Source organism: Ralstonia sp. 22086 (genome assembly GCF_052045975.1).
GTDB classification, from domain to species: Bacteria; Pseudomonadota; Gammaproteobacteria; order Burkholderiales; family Burkholderiaceae; genus Ralstonia; species Ralstonia wenshanensis.
The window spans coordinates 18036-35492 of sequence record NZ_JBQEPZ010000005.1 but is presented as its reverse complement, the minus strand read 5'-3'; the positions used below and the strand labels follow the sequence as shown (position 1 = coordinate 35492).

Here is a 17457-nt window from a genome sequence, read left to right as displayed (position 1 = left end):
AACCCATTCCGCCAATCCCCTCCCAGCGCGGCCAGAGTGGGCACAAGCCCGCCGCCCACCGCGCCAGAACCGACCCAACGAGAACAACATGACCCAGCGACTCGACGCCCGATGGCGAAGCGAAGTGACGGAGGCTCTACGTACCGTGGAGGCGCAGTTCGGCGTGGCACCGCAAAGCCTGCCCCGCGACGCGCTGATTGCGGCCTTGACCGACGCGATCTGGGCACAGCGTGCCGCATATGCGCGTGTGCGCCGGACGCTGGTTGCGTGTCCTGAGCTGGCAGACGAATCGATGTAATCGGCGCACCGCGGTGCCGCCGCCATTTTTGAAGAAGGTGATGTGATGCGGTACTGCGGTTCGCTGGATCTGAACCATCTGCTGCGCCAGCCGTTTGCCCAACTCGGCCGGCTGGTGCGCGATGAAGACTCGGGGCAGCCCCTGCCCCCCGTGGAGGTGGCCGCGCGCGCGGTATTGCTGCGCGCTGCCGGCTACGAGGTGATGCCCACCTGTGGGCACCATGACCGACGTGGCTTCTGTCTCGGCCACGCAGACCAGATCATCGGGATGTAAGCGCCGCACCTACGACGCATGCGCCACGTGCGCGCAGTCATGCGCACACGCTGTTGCGAAAGCGCATCAAGGCATGCCAAATCGGCCCGCCCGCGTGGTCTCTGGAGCACCCGCAAAGCGTTGACTGGCGCACCTTTGCGGGCAATCCGTTGCCAAAAAGCAAACGGTAAAAATGACTTACATTCCGGTCCTTTTTCGGCCCATGGTTCTGGTGCATCCTGAACCAAGATAGATCGCACGGATGGCAAATTGTGCGACGTCGGACGCAACGTCAGGCCGTAAGTCGGAAGTGAATCGAAGCGGCGGCGCCTGCAATCTTGGGGTCAGGGGAAAGAACATGAAGACGCAATATCTCAGCAAGCAAGAAATCTACGATGGCGCAGTTCGCCATCTGTTCGGTCAGGGCGGCGCTGCCATCCTGCCGCGCGGCGGTGCGGCGTACCACGGCCAGGGCGGCCGCTGCTGCCCGATCGGCAACCTGATCGGCGTGCGTGACTACACGACGTCGATGGAAAGCGTTCCGGTGCGCTATATCGTCAAGCCCGCCAACGAAATTCCGCGGTACATGGATGCCGGTGTCATCGCATTGCGCCGTGCGCTCAAGCGCGCGCGCATCGACGTGGACGACCGCGACACCGTTGAGCTGCTCTCCAAGCTGCAGAACGCGCATGACGTGTTCGGCACGTGGGAGTGGAAGGAACGCCTGCAGTCGATCGCACGCCAATTCGGCCTGAGCGGCGCTCTTGTCGATACATTCTGACCGACCGGCCGGTCACAGATCACCCTATAGAAGGTGACACCATGAAAGGGAAGGGGACGTTCCTCGCCATCGAGGACATTTTTGAACGCGTGCGCGCACACCTGCTCGCACAGCAATGCCGCTCTGAAGACGCCGACGGCGAGCCGCGTTATCGCGGGCTCGACAACCGCCGATGCGGCGTCGGCATCCTTATTGACGATGCGTTCTACTGCGCCGCGATCGAGCGCCTGGGCGTGAGTCTGCTGCGTGTGCCGAGCGACGATCCGCTCGCGTGTGCGCTGCGCTACTCCGGCGTGAATGTCGACGACGACCAGGTGGTGGAGCTGCTGATCGATCTGCAGGACATCCACGACTTGGCGGCCACCGAAAGCTGGCCCGCGGCGCTGGAAGACATCCGCCGCCGGTTGACCCGCCGGTTCCCGGATACGCCGTTGGCGGCCTGAACGATTGAATCTCCATGCGAACCCGGCTTGCGCCGGGTTTGTCATTTCAGCGCATCGAGCTCGGGGTAGTGGCGGAAGATGCCCATCGTGTTGAACGGAATGCGACGCGGCGATTCCAGGTACGCCGCGATGTTCGGCTGCGCCGCCACGCGATCATGCAGCGCCACCAGATGCGGCAGCTCGCGCTCGTATCGCTGCATGTGGCGAGGAAATGCGTAGCGCAGCCCCGCCACGATCTGGAATAGCGACAAATCCACATACGTCAGTGCATCACGCACGGCCCATGTCGGGCCGGCGGGGTTGCGCTCGAGCACACGCTCGAAGTAGTGCAGGAACTTGGGGGCGCGGTGGTCCAGAAAATCCTGCGTGCGGCGCTTGGCTTCCGTCCGCTGATCTTCGTAGTACTCGCACGACGCGATGGGGTGATGCGTGTCGTGAATCTCCACCACGAAATCGGCAATCGTCAGTTGCAGGCCGTGCGTCCAAAGACCGCCGGCTTCGTCGTGCGGAGCCAGGCCGTAGTGCTGGCCCAGGTAAAGCAGGATGTTGGCCGTCTGCGAGATCACCAATTGGCCGGCCACAAGGAACGGCGGCGCGAACGGCGGGGTGGGAATGACCGCGTCGTTCAGAAACGCCTCGATGGCGGCTTCGTCTTCGCGGCCGAGGTCGGTGTAGGGCACGGCGGCCTGCTCCAGCGCCAGCCGGACGAATTCACCGCGGCCCTGGATTTCGGGCCAGTAGTAGAGCGTGGTTTCCATGGTCGGGCGGATAAGCGAGGTGGGGGCTGCGCAGCAAGAGCGATGCCGCATCGCAGCGGGAACGGTGCCTGCGAACGATAATAGGCGCTTGCCCCTGCGCCTGTTTCAACCCCCCCGCCGTGAACGCTCCGCTTTCTCCTTCGCCCTCCATCGAACCCGCCGATCCTTCGCGCTGGCTGGTCCGGGGCCACCCCGGTTATCTGCGCGCCAATCTGGCGCTGTTCGCGGCGGGCTTCTCGACGTTTTCGCTGCTGTATTGCGTGCAACCGCTCATGCCGATGCTGGCGCACGACTTTGGCCTCACGCCCGCGCAGACGAGCCTTGTGCTGTCGGTGTCCACGCTGCTGCTGGCCTTTGCGATCCTGTTTGCGGGGCTGCTGTCGGAGTCCATCCATCGCAAGACACTGATGGGCGTGTCGCTGGTGCTGTCGTCGGTGCTCACGCTGGCCGCGGCGGTGCTGCCGGGCTGGCACGGGTTGCTGGTCACGCGGGCATTGCTCGGCGTTGTGCTGGGCGGCGTGCCGGCGGTGGCGATGGCGTATCTGGCCGAAGAGGTGCACCCGCAAGGGCTCGGCATGGCGATGGGCCTCTACGTCGGTGGGACGGCATTCGGCGGGATGGCCGGGCGTGTGCTGACCGGCGCCGTGGCCGACCATTTCGGCTGGCGTGCTGCCATGGGTTTTACCGGCACATTGGGTTTGCTGGCGGCGCTGGCATTCCTGTGGCTGCTACCGCCGTCGCGGCGTTTTGTGCCGCGCAAGGGTGTGGCGCTGGGCGATCTGTTCGATACGCTGGGCGCGCATCTGCGCGAGCCGGGCCTGCGTTCGTTGTTCGCCATGGGCTTTCTGCTGATGGGCGGCTTCGTCACGATCTACAACTACGCGAGCTTCCACTTGCTCGATGCACCGTATGCCCTCAGCCAGACGGCGGTGGGAGGCATCTTCATGGTGTATCTGCTGGGCATTGGCGCCTCGGCATGGTTTGGCCGATTGGCGGATCGCCATGGCCGGGGCCGCATGCTGCTGGCCGGCACAGCGCTGATGTCGGCGGGCGTGCTGCTGACCTTGGCGAGGCCGCTGGTGCTGGTGATTGGCGGCATCGCGCTGCTGACCTTCGGCTTTTTCGGTGCGCACGCGGTGGCCAGCGGCTGGGTGGGGCGCCGCGCGCAGCGTGCCAAGGGGCAGGCTGCGGCGCTGTATCTGCTGGCGTATTACCTGGGCTCCAGCCTGATCGGCACCACAGGCGGCAAGCTCTACGCACCGTGGGGCTGGCCCGGGGTGGTGGCCCTGGTGATGGCCTGCATGGCATGTGCGCTCGGCACGGCCGCCTGGCTCTGGCGGCGCGCTCCGCTGCCGCCGGGCGCCAAGCGCTGAGGTTGTGAGCCCAGGGAATTCGCGTATCGTGCCGTGGTCGATGTCTGGACGATCGCTTTCCCTGTCATGCGTACTCATTCTCCCTTCCTGACGCGGCGGCTGTGGCCGCTCGCATCGGTCCTGCTTTTGCTGATCGCGTGCGTCGCCAACCTGGCCGACGCTGCCCCGGTGTCGTTTTCCAAGCTGGCCGGGCTGCCAACCTCCACCGCCAGCGCATCGGCGCCGGCAGCGGACCCTGCGCAGACACGCCAGTCGCTTGACACCGTCATCACGCTGCTCAACAACGACCAGCAGCGCACGGCTCTCGTCAATGAACTGAAGCAGTTGCGCGACGGCATGAGCGCGCAGCAGAAGGCGCAGGCCGAACAGGCGCCGGGTCTGTTGGGCGCGGTGGCGTCGCTCATCGAGAACGGCTCGTTGCAGGCCGATGTTGAAGCCGGTGCTCCGCGCTACTGGCTGCGCCGTATCGAGGCCGCCAGCGGTAACGCGAGCCTGCTCCTCTCGCCCGAGAAGCGCATGCCGCTGGCTGCGGACTTTGCCAGCACCGTGGGCATCTGGGCCGCCATCGCCGCTGGCCTGCTTGGCTTGGGCTGGTTGATCCGCCGCGTGTTCGGTCTCACCGCAGGCCTCGGGCCGCATCCGACCACGCGCGCGCTGTTGATCGACGCGGCGCGCAAGATCGGCCCATGGGCGATTTCCTTTGCCGTCATCATGCGGCTGGAGCGCGATGCCTCGCCCGGCTTTGTTCTGGCGGTGGTGCTGGCCTACGCCATCGTATGGGGCGCGATCATCACGGCCGGTGTGGCGATGCTGTTCTCGCTCTTTTCCGGCAGCGCGCACCGGCGTGTGGCGGTGGAATACCTGTTCAAGCACGGCATGTGGCCGATCTTTCTGACGGCCAGTCTGGGCGCCTGCGGCGACGCGCTGGTCGATCCGCGCGTTGCCTTGGCGCTGGGCGGCTCGCTCAGTCTGCTGCTGGCCACGGTGTGCAACGTGGTGGCGTCATTGATGCTGGCGGTGGGCGCGTTGTGGGCGCGCCGGCCGATCGGGCAGTTGATTGCCAACCGACCGCTGGAGCTGCGCAGCGGCGAACACACGGGCAACCAGATTCGCCGTCTGCTGGCCGCGTTCTGGCCGGTGCCCGTGGTGGTGCTGGCGAGCGCCACCGTCGTGGCCACCCTGACGACGCCCGGCAACGTTGACGTCGTGGCACGCCGTGCCGTGATGACGTCGCTGCTGCTGGTGGCGGCGTTCTTCCTGTCGGCGCTCATCCGCCCCCGCGCCAACTGGCGCTCACACCTGCGTCTGGCGCGCAGCTCGCCTTATGTGGAGAGGCTCAAGCATTTCGTTGGCGCGCTGATCAAGCTCGTCATCTGGATCGCCTTTCTTGAGCTGGTGCTGCGCGTGTGGGGCCACACGCTGGTGGAGGTCGCGCACAGCTCCGTCAATGGCAAGCGCATCGCCGATGCCATGGTGGGCCTGATCAGCACCGTCTTTGCCACCTGGCTTGTCTGGATCCTGCTCGACACGGCGATCCTGCGGGCGCTGTCGCCGGCCTCGGCGCGGGCGCAGCCCAGCACGCGCGCGCTGACCATCCTGCCGCTGCTGCGCAATGGCCTGAAGGTGACGCTGGTGGTGACAGCCAGCATTGGCGTTCTGGCCAACCTGGGCGTCAACGTGACGCCGCTGGTGGCGGGCGCCGGGGTGATTGGCCTCGCGGTGGGCTTTGGTGCGCAGTCGCTGGCGCAGGACTTCATCACCGGCATCTTCATCCTGATGGAAGACACGATCAGCGTGGGCGATACGGTGGACGTGGGGGTGGCCACGGGCTCCGTCATCAACCTGACTATCCGGACGGTGCGGCTGCGCGATGGCACGGGCGCGGTGCTGTCGATTCCGTTCAGCCAGATCAAGACCGTGCGCAATCTCTCGCGCGATTACTCGTTTGCCGACTTTGAAGTGCGCGTGGCGATGGAGGCCGAACCGCAGCAGGCGATCGATCTCGTGCGCACGGCGGCTGATCAGATTGCAGGTGAGCCGCGCTTTGCCTACACATTGCTCGGCGGTGCGGAAATCTTCGGGCTGGACCGCTTTGAAGGTGGCGCGATGATCGTCAAGGGGCGGTTCAAGACGCGTCCGCAGAAGCAGGCGGATGTGCTGCGGGCGTTCAACGTTGTGCTGAAGGATGCGTTCGACAAGGCGCACGTGCCGCTGGCGGCGCCGGGGACGGTGTTGCGGACTTCTGCGGCGTTTGAGGCGTGGATGACGCGGGGTGGGCAGGAGAAAGGGGCGTCGGCTTCCAATGAACCACCTGCCGCGGCGCCAGCGTAAGGGCGTTGGTGGTTTGCTGCTGTTTCGTCCCCTGCTGGGGCCGACTCACTTTCTTTGTCTTGCCAAAGAAAGTAAGCAAAGAAAGGCGCGCCCGAGATGGCGAAAGACTCCTTGGATTTGTGTCACGGGGAGGGAGGAGAGGCAAACTCGCTGCGCTCAGACAGGCCTCCCCTCTTTTTCCTCCCCGCGACACAAATCCAAGGCGCCATCTAGGGCAGGGTACGGCCAAACCGTCTGGGCGCCGGTGTTGGCGCCCAGGCCTTGTGCTTCGTTTTAGAAGCCGTGGCGCATGCCGACCATGACGCCGGTCTGCGAGGCTTTCGGCAGTGCGGCTGCGAGCACGGTACCGGCGTCCTTCTGGTGGGTGTAGTCCATGCCGACGTACAGCCACGTGCGCTTGCTGACCACGTAATTCATGATCGCGTAGGCGGTGTAGCGCAGGCCGTCGGGGTCGCGCTGGCGCGTGGCCATGCCGCCGACCACGAGGTTGTACTGACCGCTGAAGTCGTATTTCACGCCGCCGAGGATGAGGTCGTTCCTGGTGGGGGTGCCGTCGCGGTAGTTGATGTAGCCGAGCATCAGTTTGGCCGGGCCGACCTGCACGCTGCCGCCGGTGGTCCAGGTGCGGGTGCCGACCGATTGCAGGTCTTTCTGCTGCTCCCACGCGCCGCCGAACGCGAACGGGCCGCTGGCGTAGTTGAGCGACAGCGCGCTGTAGTTGCCTGCGGAGAACGCGCCCGCCTGCTCGCCCATGCCGACCATCACGCCCGGGCGCCAGCCGTTGAAATCGCCCACGTACTTGACCGCGTTGTCGATGCGCACGCCGGTGGCGGTGACGTGCCAGGCCGTCGCGCCGAGGTTGCCGATAGAAAGCGCGTCGTACTGGCCGGCCGTGTTGAAGACGAGGTTCTCCTGCCGGCCGAACGTCAGCGAGCCAAAGCCGCCTTCCAAGCCGACATACGCCTGGCGCCCGAACAGGCGCGACGTTGCGGGCGTGGTGGGCTTGTAGCCGCCCAGGCCCATGTCGTTGGTGGAGCCCACGCCGGTGTCCGGCGCGAAACCGCTGACTAGGTGGAACACGGCCTTCAGCCCGTTGCCCAGGTCTTCCGAGCCCCGAATGCCGAAGCGGCTGCCGCTGTAGTAGCCGCCCGCCATCTCGGCCTTGCCGTGGCCGTCGGCGTCGTTGTTGGTGCTGTAGCGCAGGCCGGTTTCCATCACGCCGTACAGCGTGACGTTCGATTGCGCATGCGCGGTACCGCAGGCCAGCAGCGCCGACAGTGCAACAGCCGATAGCGGAATGGAACGGATCGAAGTAGTCATGTGGCTCCCTTGTTGTCGTGACGACTGTTGTGTCGGCCGGAACGGGTTTTCCGGCCTGGCTCGGGGGCCGACTCTCAGGCAAGTCTGCTCTGTAAGGGTTGAAGTTACGCATGCACCGGCAAAGCGCCGCACACGTCGCGCCGGTTGGAGCATTGCCCGCTGAAGGGGCATTGCGCGTAAACCGCGGGCTTACAGATTCTTGGGGGTTTTCCCTCGGCCAGGCGGCGTGGCGCGGGGCTGCCGCTACACTGGCGACGCTGATTTCCGTTCGCCGACTACGTACCGCCATGCCTTCGTTCTCCGTTCCCCTGCTCAACGCCCTGCGCGACCAGTTGTCTGCGCTCTCGCCGGCGCAGCAGGGCGTGGCGCGGTTGATCCTGGAGGCGCCGGAGCTGTCGCTCGAGCAATCCGTCGAGACACTGGCCGTGCGCGCAGGCGTGTCGATGCCGACCATCGTGCGGATGTGCCAGGCGCTCGGCTTTGAAGGCTTGCGCGAGTTCAAGGCCACGCTGGCCGCCGAGCTGGCGCACGCGCAGCCGACGCTGCCGGGGCATGTCGGCCGGGCGGACCCGCCTGCGCTGGTCGCCAGCAAGGTCATCGATGGCGCCACGCGGGCGCTGGCCAAGCTGCGCGAATCGCTGTCCACCACGCAGGTCGACGCCGCCGCCGAGCGCATCGCACGCGCGCGCCGCGTCGATTGCTATGCGGCCGGTGCGGCCTCATCGTTCATGGCGAACGACATGCAGGCGCGGCTGATGCGGCTGGGGCTGGCGTCCAACGCTTACTTCGATGCGCATCTGCAGCTTGTGTCAGCGGCCATGTTGGGCGCGTCCGACGTTGTGGTGGCGTTCTCGCACGTGGGGCGCATGCCGTATCTGCTCGAGTCGATTGCCTATGCGGCCGAGCAGGGCGCGTGCGTGATCGCCATCACCCAGGCGGGCACTCCGCTGGCCGAGCGCGCGCAGATCGCGCTCACGGTGGACGTGCCGGAAGATGCGGTGATGCGGGTCGGCACCGAGGCGTACCTCGTGCACCTCACCGTCATCGAAATCCTGATGACCTGCGTGGCGCAGCGCCGCGATGAAATGGTGCGCTCGCGCATGCGGGCAATCCAGCGACTGCTGACCGAGCGCAGCGTCGATCGCCCGTAAGCGACGGCGACGAAGCGACGAAGGCAAAAAAATGGCGCCACGCGGGCGCCATCTACAACACATGCGGTACTCAGAGCCGCGAGATCGCCAGCCCGATCGCCAGCAGACTTCCCAAACCGAAGATCGTCCAGCCGACCGTGCGGCGCTTGGTGGTCATCACCCACAGCCACAGGCCCGAGATCGACAGGAAGATCAGGCAGCCGGCCAGCGTATCCACCAGCAGAATCCACGGCACCGTCATGCCGACGCCCTTGTGCAGGTTCATCAGTGTGCCGAGGAAGCCGTTGTCGGTCTGGCGGATCGCTACCGAGCGGTTGCCGGCCCAGTATTCGGCCTGGATTTGCGTGGTGGCGCTGCCGAAGTTGAACGTCCATTGCTCGGGCTGCATCAACGGCTTGGCGGCGGGTTCGCGCGGGCCGTCGGCGTTCTTGTCGTCCCTGGCGCCTTCCCCCTTGGCCGGGCGCTCGGCCCAGGCCACCGGCTTGGCCTTTTCTATGCGCGTGCGGGTGGCCGGCTCCGGCGTGTTCAGCGTCTGCTGCAGCCAGGCGGCCATCGCTTCGGGCGTGGCTGGCACGGGGTCGGGCAGGGCAATCTGCGTATTGATGCGCTGTTGCGCCACGGGCAGCTTCAGCACCGCGCGGTGGTTCAGCCAGATGCCCGACACACCGAAGATCAAGCCCATCACCGCGCCCCACAGCCCGAACCATCCGTGCGTCTTGCGTAGCCACCGGACGATCGTGGCGCGGCGGTTGGCTGGGTGTTCGGATTTGGCCTTTGCCGGGCGGGCGTTGGCGGCCGGTTTGGCGGCGGGCTCGGCCGAAAGCGGGGGATGGGACAGGTCGGTCATGAAGCACAAGGCGGCGTAACAGCCGCCGGAGGGAGGTAAATCGACCGGCCAATATAGATGAGAATGATTCTCGTTGCAATTGGGTGCAGCTTACAACGTAATACGCTCCAGCGCCCGCCGCGACGCTTCATCCGCCGGATAGAAGCACTCGATGCGCATCTCCTGCAGCCCCGCATCGCGCGGGGTGCCCAGCGTGGTGAGCGTGGAGAACAGCGAGATCGTCACGCCGTCGCGCTGCAGTGAGATGGGCAGGAACGGCGGCGGATCGCCGGCCTCGTGCGCGGGTGCGGCGTGGGCTGCCGGCGCATCCGACGCATCGAACAGCGCCGGTTGCATCGCGCGGATGTCGTGCAGCAGCCGCTGCGTCGCCGGGTCGATGGCTTGCAGCGCTAGTTCCTGCCGCACGCGCCGGGCCAGGTAGCGCCCGACGGCATCGCGGTTGGCGATGGCGGGCCATAGCGCGGTCGGGTCGAACACCAGCTTCATCATGTTGACGGCACCCGGCGCGCCTTCGGACCGGTCGTCGCCGATGGCCCAGCGCATCAGGCGGCGATGCGCGGCATTGGCATCGAGTACATGCCAGAAACGGTCGAGCACGATGGCCGGATACGGCGCCTGCTTGTCGAGGATCAGCTTCACCGCGTGGCGCACCGCCTGCATCATCGGCGAGCCCTCATCGGGCGGTGTGGCGAGGCCCTGTTCGGAATAGGCGGGGGCGAAACCGGCAGCCAGCAGCATCTGGTTGCGATGGCGCAGCGGCACGTTCAGCTCCTCGGCCAGTTGCAGGATCATGTTGCGGCTGGGCGTTGCGCGGGCCGATTCCAGAAAGCTCACATGCCGCTGCGACACACCCGCCGCCAGGGCCAGTGCCAGCTGGCTATAGCCGCGCCGCGTGCGCCAGAAGCGCAGCAACTGCGGGAAGCGCGAGAGCGCTGCTTCAGGCGGCTCGATCGCCACCTGGGCGCCATGGGAGGCATGGGCGTCTTCAAGCATGAGGGTGTCGTCGATGGACGAGGCGGAGGCGGGCTTGGTGGGCGTCATGTCACCTATTGAAGCAGAGTCAGGTAGCTGCCGCGATTACCCGCCGCGTAATTGTGACCGCCTCTGGCGTCGCCAATACTCGGTCCATCCCAACCCGATACCTCGAGCGGAGTGCCCATGCAGCGCGAACCGATCGACTACCCCGCCGATGCCCTTCCCACCCGCGACGACCACGTTCGCACGGCCGACGGCTGGACGCTGCCAGTGACGGTCACCAGCCCTGGGCTGGGCGCGCACGGCACGGTGGTGATCTGCTCGGCTCTGGGCGTGCCGCGTCAGTTTTACGCGGCGTTTGCGCGTGGGCTGTGTCTGGCGGGCTGGCGTGTGGTGACGTTCGACTACCGCGGCATTGGTGAGGCAGTGGCGACTGGCCCGGGCACGCCGCGCTTTGCCGATTGGGGCCGGCAGGACATCGACGCGGTGCTGAAATGGGTGCACGACACGCTCGTCCCCGAGGGCTGCGGCGGCCGCAGGCTGGTGGTGCTCGGTCACAGCGCGGGCGGGCAACTGGCGGGGTTGGCGCCGCACATCGTGCATGCCGATGCATTGGTGCACGTGGCGGTCCCGCTGGCAGATGCGCGGTTGTGGCCGTGGCGCGGGCCGCTGGCCCGTCCGCACTTTGCCTGGCTGCTGCATGTGCGGATTCCCTTGGCGGTGGCGCGCGTGCGCGGCGGCATGCTGCCGCTGGCGGCCGTCGGCATGGGGCCGATGTCGATTCCGGCTGCCATCCTGGGTGATTGGGCGCGCTTTGCCCGCTGGCGCGGCTACATCTTCGGGCCGCGTGCCGGGCTGGATACCTCGCGCTATCCGAGGCTCGCCGTGCCGTTGCTCGCCTGGGGGGTTGACGATGATCCGATGGCGCCGGCCAACGCCGTCGACGCGCTCATCGCGCAGTTTCCTGCCACCCGCGTCACGCGCCGCCAGGTGAGCGGCGCTGCGCTGGGCGCCAAGGGTGTCGGCCACATGGGCTTCTTCCGCGCATCGTCCGGCGCGCCGTGGTGGCGCGAAACGGTGGCGTGGCTCGATGCCCTTGCTTGATTGAGGACCCGCTCAGAAGGTGTAGACGAGGCCCGTGCCGCCAAAGTAGCTCTGCTTGTTCTGCACGATCGGGCTCTTGGCCGCGTTGCCCAGCAGGCGTGAGGTGCCCACCGCCGTCTGCACCGCCCAGTGGCGCGAGAACGTATGCGTCCAGGCCACCGTGAGCGTGGCCGCTTGCAGGCCGCTGCTCGCGCTGTACTTGGCGAAGCCGCTGTTGGCGGACTGCTGCGGCGTCACGCCAAAGTACGTCTGCATGTACTTGCTCGAGCCGAAATGCAGGCTGGGGCTCACGGTGATCTTGTCGCTGCCCCAGCTCACGACCGGCGCCGCCACGTCAATGTGGCCCGACCAGCCGCGCTCGCGGTGGGTGATGGGCACTTCCAGCGTGGCGCTGCCCGTGGTGTCGCCGATCAGCTTGCCGCCCACCGTGAACACGCCCAGCAGAGATCCCTTGACCGTGCCCATGCCCTTGAGGTGATCCGAGCCGGGGCGGCCATAGCGGTTGGTATCGGAGCGGCCCGGGTCGTACGACAGCGCGGCCGAGGCGAACATGCCGTTCAGGAAGCGGAGGGCATAGCCGGCGCCACCCTGGGTCGGGTCGATGAACCAGCCGTTGCCGAAATCTGCCCGGAAGCCCGGGCCGGCCGTTACGGTGTACTCCTTGCTGCCCTGGTAGCGCGGCGCCACGCCCGCGTTGAGCGACAGCGAATACGACGATTCATCGGCATACACCGAAGACGGCGGCAGCCACATGCCGGAGAGCACGGCCAGATAAGCGACGGAAAACCGGGGGGAGAGACGATTGAGCACGTAGGACCTCTTGTTGGACCTCTTGAGAGAGAGCCCGCAGTCTGGCGAGGTGCCGCACGCACGTCTGTCTGGAAATTGCCGGGAAGTTGTGCGCAATTGTGCGCGAGTGTCTGCAAGTTTCTCCGCCCCATCCGCTCGCAAGGCGGGCGCCGTACACTGCGCGCCAACACAAGAAGAAACGGGGGTACGGGCGATGAACGCGATGACCGACGCGCCGCTCAAGACCAAGGTGTTGCTGATCGAAGACGACGACCGTCTCGCACAGCTTGTCGGCGAATACCTGGGCAACTATGAATTTGCAGTTGAAGTCGTGCGCCGCGGCGACATTGCCGTCGCCGCCGTGCGTGAACACCAGCCCGCGCTGGTGATCCTCGACCTGATGCTGCCGCACATGGACGGCATGGAAGTGTGCCGGCGCATCCGCGCGTTCTCGCGCGTGCCGGTGCTGATCCTGACCGCGCGTGTCGACACGTACGACCAGGTGGCCGGACTGGAAATCGGCGCCGACGACTACGTCCTCAAGCCCATCGAGCCGCGCCTGCTCGTCGCCCGGGCCCGCGCGCTGCTGCGCCGTTCGACGCCGGTCATGTCGACCTCCGAGCCGGTGGCGCCGCGCGACGACACGCTCGTCTTTGGCGAGCTGGCCATCTCGCCGCCCAACCGCACCGTCACGTGGCGCGGCCAGCCGGTCGACCTCAAGACGGCCGAGTTCAACCTGCTGCTGATCCTGGCGCGTGCGGCCGGCACCGTGCTCAGCCGCGACGACATCCTCAAGCAGTTGCGCGGCATCGAGTTCGACGGACTGGACCGTACCGTCGACTCCGGCATCTCACGCCTGCGCCGCCGCTTTGGCGATGCCTCGCCCGAGCCGCACAAGATCAAGACGATCTGGGGACGCGGCTATCTGTTCAGCCCGTCGGCGTGGGAGGACTGAACCGTGCTCAAGTCGTTACTGAAGCTGTACGCGATGGTCGTGGTGGCGGCGGCGCTCGCGCTCATCGGCGTCAACAAGTCGTTCGTCTGGCTGTTCCACGACACGCTCACGCACGGCGAGCGCGAAGTGCGCAAGGGCTACGCCTTCGTACTGCAGGAGTATCTGGACCGCGCCGATCGCACTGACCCCGCTGGCCGCGATGCCGCCATCGCCCGCTTGAACAAGAACGCCTGGGAGAAATTCGACATTGTCGATCCGGATACCGTGCCGGATTTCTCGGCGCAGCAGCGGCGCGACCTGGCCGACCACAAGCTTGTGCTGATGACCAACGGCAAGGACTACTACCTGCCGCTGCACGACGGAGCCGTGCTGCACGCTTACAGCGCCGATATGGACTACCTCGGCATCCAGTTGATCGCCTATTCGCTGATCGCCATTGCCGCGCTGCTGCCGTTGCTGCTCTGGGTCTGGATGCACTGGCGCGACCTGCGCGTTCTGGAAGATGCGGCGCGCGGCTTTGGTGCAGGCAATCTGGCCACGCGCGCCAATTTGCGCAAGCGCTCGAACGTGTATGCCCTGGCGCGCCAGTTCGATGAGATGGCCGAGCGCATCCAGGGCTCGATCCAGCACCAGCGCGAGATGATGAACGGCATCTCGCATGAGCTGAAGACGCCGATTGCGCGGCTGGAGTTCGGCATCGCGCTGCTGCAGTCGCCCGAGTCGGAAGCTCAGCGCAACGTGCGGCTCGATGCGCTGCGCCGCGACGTGCGTGAGCTCGATGAACTGGTGAGCGAGCTGCTGGCGTTGAGCCGCCTGGAGCAGGGCGCCACGCATCTCGTGCTGATGCGCGTGGCGGTGGGCGAGTGGCTCGACAGCGTGGTCGCCAGCGTGGCCAACGACGTGGCCGACCGCCAGCTCACCCTGGCTGTGCATGCCGATACCGCCCCCGCGCACCACGTGTGTGACCCGCGCCTGCTGGCGCGCGCGTTGCTCAACCTGATCCGCAATGCCGCGCGCTATGCCGGCAACACCATCACCATCCGCGCTGAAGCCGGCCCCGCCGGCGCGCTGCGCCTGACGGTCGAAGACGACGGCCCCGGCATTCCCGAGTCGGATCGCGCGCGCGTGTTCGAGCCGTTCCTGCGCCTGGATGCCAGTCGCGACCGCCACACCGGCGGCTTCGGTCTGGGGCTGGCGATCGTGCGGCGCATTGCGCTGGTGCATGGCGGCGACGTCCGCCTCGATGCGGCAACGTCGGGCGGTGCACGCTTTGCGGTGCTGCTGCCTGCCATGACGCTTCCGCCGTTGTAGGCGCAGCAGGATGTGGGCGCTGCGGGCGCGCTAAGCGTCTTCGCCGCCCGGTCGATGCAGAAACGCGCTCGGGCTGCTGCCGAACGCCCGGCGGAACATCGCAGAAAACGCGCTCTGGCTGTTGTAGCCCAGCTCCTGCGCCACGCGCGACAGCGGCATCCCCTGCGACATCATCGGGATGGCACTGGCCAGCACGGCCTGCTGGCGCCACTGCGAAAAGCTCACGCCCAGCTCGTCCCGGAAGCGCCGCGCCAGGGTGCGGGCGCTGGCGCCTACATCGCGGGCGAGCGCGTCGAAGGTGAGCGAGGTGCCCGGGTCGGCCATCACGCGTTCGCACAGGGCACGCAGGCGCTTGTCGGCAGGCATCGGCAAATCCAGCGGCAATGGGGCACTGCGGCGCAACTCGTCGAGGATCAACATGGCCAGCGCCTGCTCGCGCGCGGCCGGCAGTGGCTGGCGGACATCCATCGCGGCAATCAGCTCGCGCAGCAATGGTGATACCTCCATCACGCGGCACTGCGCGAGCGTGCCGGTCACCACGGATGGATCGGCATACAGCGTGCGCAGGAAGGCGGCTTCGACCACCCACACTTCGTGTTCGATGCCGGGCGGAATCCAGATCGCCCGCGAGGGCGGGACCACCCAGGCGGTGTCGCCGGCCTGCACGCGCAGCACACTGTTGTGGCTATACGCCACCTGCGCCCACGGATGCGTGTGGCGCGGAAACCGCGTGTTGGCGTCCATCTGCCGCGTGTAAAGCCGCACCGGATGTGCCGCTGACGGCGGCGTGCGGCCTTCGATATCGGTTGGCAGGATGCGCTGTGGCATGGCGGGTTTGCGACAGAAACGGTCGGGCCAGTGTAAATGCGGCAGCAGGACTTGTCGAAGCCAGATGTCGATGGCAGGCTATCGCCCGGCGCCGGTGAAGTTTGGCGTCACACAACAAAGCGGATCGCTCAAGCGGTCTCGACAAAAACGCCGTCGCCCACGAGGCACGCGGCGACATGGGTGCGAACAATGCAAACGGGAAATCACACGCGTAGCCGGGGGGCGCGCGGGGCGATGGGATGGTTGCGGCCGTGGGCCGCGCTTGCCACGTGTGTGGCATGCATGGCGGCGCTGACAGCGCCGGCCGCCCGTGCCGACATCAGCATCATCCAGTCCTTGCCGCTGTCCGGCACACAAGCCGCGACGGGGCGGGCGCTCAATGCCGGGGCCCGGCTGTATTTCGACTGGCTCAACCTCGATGGCGGCATCAACGGCGAGACCATCCGCCTGGTCGCCCGCGACGACGAGCAGAAGGTCGAGCAGACCCTGCGCAACGTGCGCGACATGGCCAAGATCGACAACCCCGTGGCGGCGCTCACCGTGGTCGGCACCGCCAATGTGGAAGCGCTCATGCGCAGCGGCGTGCTGGCCGAAGCCAATCTGCCGCTGGTCGGCCCCGCCACCGGGGCCTCCAGCATGACCGGCGATCCGTTGGTGTTTCCCATCAAGGCGAGCTACCAGCAAGAGATGGACAAGATGGTGGGCGCGCTCGTCACCATCGGCGTCACGCGCATCGGGGTGCTGTATCAGGACGATGCGCTGGGCAAGGAAGTGTTGGCCGGCGTGGAGCGCACGCTCAAGCCCTACAAGCTAACGATTGCGGCCACCGCCTCATACCCGCGCAATACGGCCTCGGTGAGCGCTGCCGTCGACAAGCTGCTCGGCACCGATGTGCAGGCCATTTTCCTCGGCGCCACGGCGGAGCCCGCCGCGCAGTTCATCAAGCAGTACCGCGCGCGCGGCGGCGGTGCGCAGATCCTGGGGCTGTCGTCCATTGATCCGGGCATCCTGCTCAAGGTGGCCGGCATCGATGCGGTGCGCGGCTATTCCCTCGCACTTGTCATGCCGAACCCCGGCAAGAGCGTGAACCCCGTCATCCGCGAATTCAATCGAGCACGCACGGCCGTGGGCGCCAGAGATGTCGAACTTTCATTCCGCGCGGTAGAAGGCTTTGTGGCCGCCAAGGTGCTGGCCGAAGCCGTGCGCCGCGCCGGCCCCAAGCCCACGCGCGACCAGGTGCGCCGCGAGCTGGCCCATCTGCGCAATTTCGATGTGGGTGGCGGATTCATGGTGGACTTTTCCGACCGTACGCGCCCGGGCTCGCACTATGTGGAACTGGGGGTGGTGGGGCCGAATGGGCTGGTGATTCAGTAACGCTCGCACTGCGATGATGGGTTTCGTGACGCCTAACGCCGAGTTCGGAACCTCATGCATGGCGTTCTGAACCTCAAGCGTGAGCCTATTTGCTCGGCACGCCGAGTCCGGAACTCGAAGTGTGAGGTTTCTGACTCGGCCCGCAGAGTCGGGAACGCCACGCGTGAGGTTTTTTTCTCGACGGTGTGGGGTTCGGAACGCCGAGCGCGAGCCTTTTTGCTTGGTGTGTCGGGTTCGGAACGCCAAGCGAGGGGTTTTGTTCTCGGGGGATGGGGTTTGGGACTCGGCTGGGGTGGCTGGAGTTTGGATTCTTTTGGTTTTGGTTTCTCGCTCGTTTCGTCCCCTGGCGGGGCGACCTACTTTCTTTGTCTTGCCAAAGAAAAGTAGGCAAAAGAAAGGCGCGCCCGAGATGGCGAAAGATTCCTTGAATTTGCGTAACCGGGCGGAGACGGGAAAAACTCGCTTCGCTCAGACAGTTTCCCGTCTTGTTTCCGCCCGCTTACGAAAATTCAAGGCGCCATCAAGGGCTCAACGTCAAAAGCAAAAGGCCAACCCGTCGTGCGGTTG

17 protein-coding genes are annotated in these 17457 nt (G+C 66.4%); 11 read left to right on the top strand and 6 right to left on the bottom strand.

What is annotated here, in order from left to right:
• The first annotated feature begins 88 nt into the window (after positions 1-88).
• The 4 genes from ACTJK6_RS20925 to ACTJK6_RS20910 all read left to right on the top strand — a co-directional run bounded on the left by ACTJK6_RS20925 (position 89) and on the right by ACTJK6_RS20910 (position 1774).
• Complete coding sequence (locus tag ACTJK6_RS20925) at positions 89-298, top strand: hypothetical protein (protein ID WP_024977449.1); 210 nt, start codon at positions 89-91, stop codon at positions 296-298.
• Positions 299-343: 45 nt separating this feature from the next.
• Entirely contained in the window at positions 344-571 is a 228-nt protein-coding gene (locus ACTJK6_RS20920) for a hypothetical protein (protein WP_232041236.1), read from the top strand.
• 337 nt (positions 572-908) lie between these two features.
• Entirely contained in the window at positions 909-1331 is a 423-nt protein-coding gene (locus tag ACTJK6_RS20915) for a hypothetical protein (RefSeq protein WP_147218419.1), read from the top strand.
• 41 nt (positions 1332-1372) lie between these two features.
• The gene (locus tag ACTJK6_RS20910; RefSeq protein WP_440840075.1) at positions 1373-1774 is read left to right on the top strand and encodes a hypothetical protein; all 402 of its coding nucleotides are present in this window, start codon (positions 1373-1375) and stop codon (positions 1772-1774) included.
• A 41-nt stretch (positions 1775-1815) separates the two neighbouring features.
• On the opposite strand, the gene ACTJK6_RS20905 is transcribed toward ACTJK6_RS20910, so the two are convergent.
• Positions 1816-2532: a glutathione S-transferase gene (locus tag ACTJK6_RS20905; protein WP_440840074.1), complete on the bottom strand. Its 717-nt coding sequence runs from the start codon at positions 2530-2532 to the stop codon at positions 1816-1818.
• Between the two features lie 119 nt (positions 2533-2651).
• On the opposite strand from ACTJK6_RS20905, the gene ACTJK6_RS20900 reads away from it, so the two are divergent.
• Together ACTJK6_RS20900 and ACTJK6_RS20895 are read left to right on the top strand one after the other, a co-directional pair.
• Positions 2652-3905 carry an MFS transporter gene (locus ACTJK6_RS20900; RefSeq protein ID WP_316881069.1) on the top strand — a complete coding sequence of 418 codons (1254 nt, stop codon included), beginning with the start codon at positions 2652-2654 and terminating at the stop codon, positions 3903-3905.
• 66 nt (positions 3906-3971) lie between these two features.
• Positions 3972-6236 carry a mechanosensitive ion channel family protein gene (locus ACTJK6_RS20895; protein ID WP_440840072.1) on the top strand — a complete coding sequence of 755 codons (2265 nt, stop codon included), beginning with the start codon at positions 3972-3974 and terminating at the stop codon, positions 6234-6236.
• A 273-nt stretch (positions 6237-6509) separates the two neighbouring features.
• Here the strand turns inward: ACTJK6_RS20895 and ACTJK6_RS20890 are convergent, their stop codons facing one another.
• Positions 6510-7556 (bottom strand): porin, encoded by a 1047-nt coding sequence (locus ACTJK6_RS20890; RefSeq protein ID WP_440840070.1) that lies wholly within the window; start codon positions 7554-7556, stop codon positions 6510-6512.
• Positions 7557-7843: 287 nt separating this feature from the next.
• On the opposite strand from ACTJK6_RS20890, the gene ACTJK6_RS20885 reads away from it, so the two are divergent.
• On the top strand, positions 7844-8707 hold the full coding sequence (locus ACTJK6_RS20885) for a MurR/RpiR family transcriptional regulator (RefSeq protein ID WP_232041229.1): 864 nt from the start codon (positions 7844-7846) through the stop codon (positions 8705-8707).
• Positions 8708-8777: 70 nt separating this feature from the next.
• Here ACTJK6_RS20885 and ACTJK6_RS20880 read toward each other — a convergent pair whose 3' ends face one another.
• Positions 8778-9554 carry a PepSY-associated TM helix domain-containing protein gene (locus ACTJK6_RS20880; protein WP_440840068.1) on the bottom strand — a complete coding sequence of 259 codons (777 nt, stop codon included), beginning with the start codon at positions 9552-9554 and terminating at the stop codon, positions 8778-8780.
• A gap of 90 nt (positions 9555-9644) precedes the next feature.
• Positions 9645-10595 carry a helix-turn-helix domain-containing protein gene (locus ACTJK6_RS20875; RefSeq protein ID WP_440840066.1) on the bottom strand — a complete coding sequence of 317 codons (951 nt, stop codon included), beginning with the start codon at positions 10593-10595 and terminating at the stop codon, positions 9645-9647.
• A gap of 117 nt (positions 10596-10712) precedes the next feature.
• Here ACTJK6_RS20875 and ACTJK6_RS20870 point away from each other — a divergent pair, with 117 nt between their 5' ends.
• Positions 10713-11633 carry an alpha/beta hydrolase family protein gene (locus ACTJK6_RS20870; protein ID WP_440840064.1) on the top strand — a complete coding sequence of 307 codons (921 nt, stop codon included), beginning with the start codon at positions 10713-10715 and terminating at the stop codon, positions 11631-11633.
• Between the two features lie 12 nt (positions 11634-11645).
• Here ACTJK6_RS20870 and ACTJK6_RS20865 read toward each other — a convergent pair whose 3' ends face one another.
• Positions 11646-12443 (bottom strand): MipA/OmpV family protein, encoded by a 798-nt coding sequence (locus ACTJK6_RS20865; RefSeq protein WP_440840063.1) that lies wholly within the window; start codon positions 12441-12443, stop codon positions 11646-11648.
• 202 nt (positions 12444-12645) lie between these two features.
• Between ACTJK6_RS20865 and ACTJK6_RS20860 the strand changes: the two genes are divergently transcribed.
• Both ACTJK6_RS20860 and ACTJK6_RS20855 read left to right on the top strand, forming a co-directional pair.
• Entirely contained in the window at positions 12646-13377 is a 732-nt protein-coding gene (locus ACTJK6_RS20860) for a response regulator transcription factor (protein WP_102065093.1), read from the top strand.
• Between the two features lie 3 nt (positions 13378-13380).
• Entirely contained in the window at positions 13381-14688 is a 1308-nt protein-coding gene (locus ACTJK6_RS20855) for an ATP-binding protein (RefSeq protein ID WP_316870711.1), read from the top strand.
• Positions 14689-14718: 30 nt separating this feature from the next.
• Here ACTJK6_RS20855 and ACTJK6_RS20850 read toward each other — a convergent pair whose 3' ends face one another.
• Positions 14719-15516 carry an AraC family transcriptional regulator gene (locus ACTJK6_RS20850; RefSeq protein ID WP_316881077.1) on the bottom strand — a complete coding sequence of 266 codons (798 nt, stop codon included), beginning with the start codon at positions 15514-15516 and terminating at the stop codon, positions 14719-14721.
• Between the two features lie 282 nt (positions 15517-15798).
• Between ACTJK6_RS20850 and ACTJK6_RS20845 the strand changes: the two genes are divergently transcribed.
• Positions 15799-16890, top strand: a complete 1092-nt coding sequence (locus ACTJK6_RS20845; protein WP_260803837.1) for an ABC transporter substrate-binding protein — start codon at positions 15799-15801, stop codon at positions 16888-16890.
• Positions 16891-17457 lie beyond the last annotated feature (567 nt).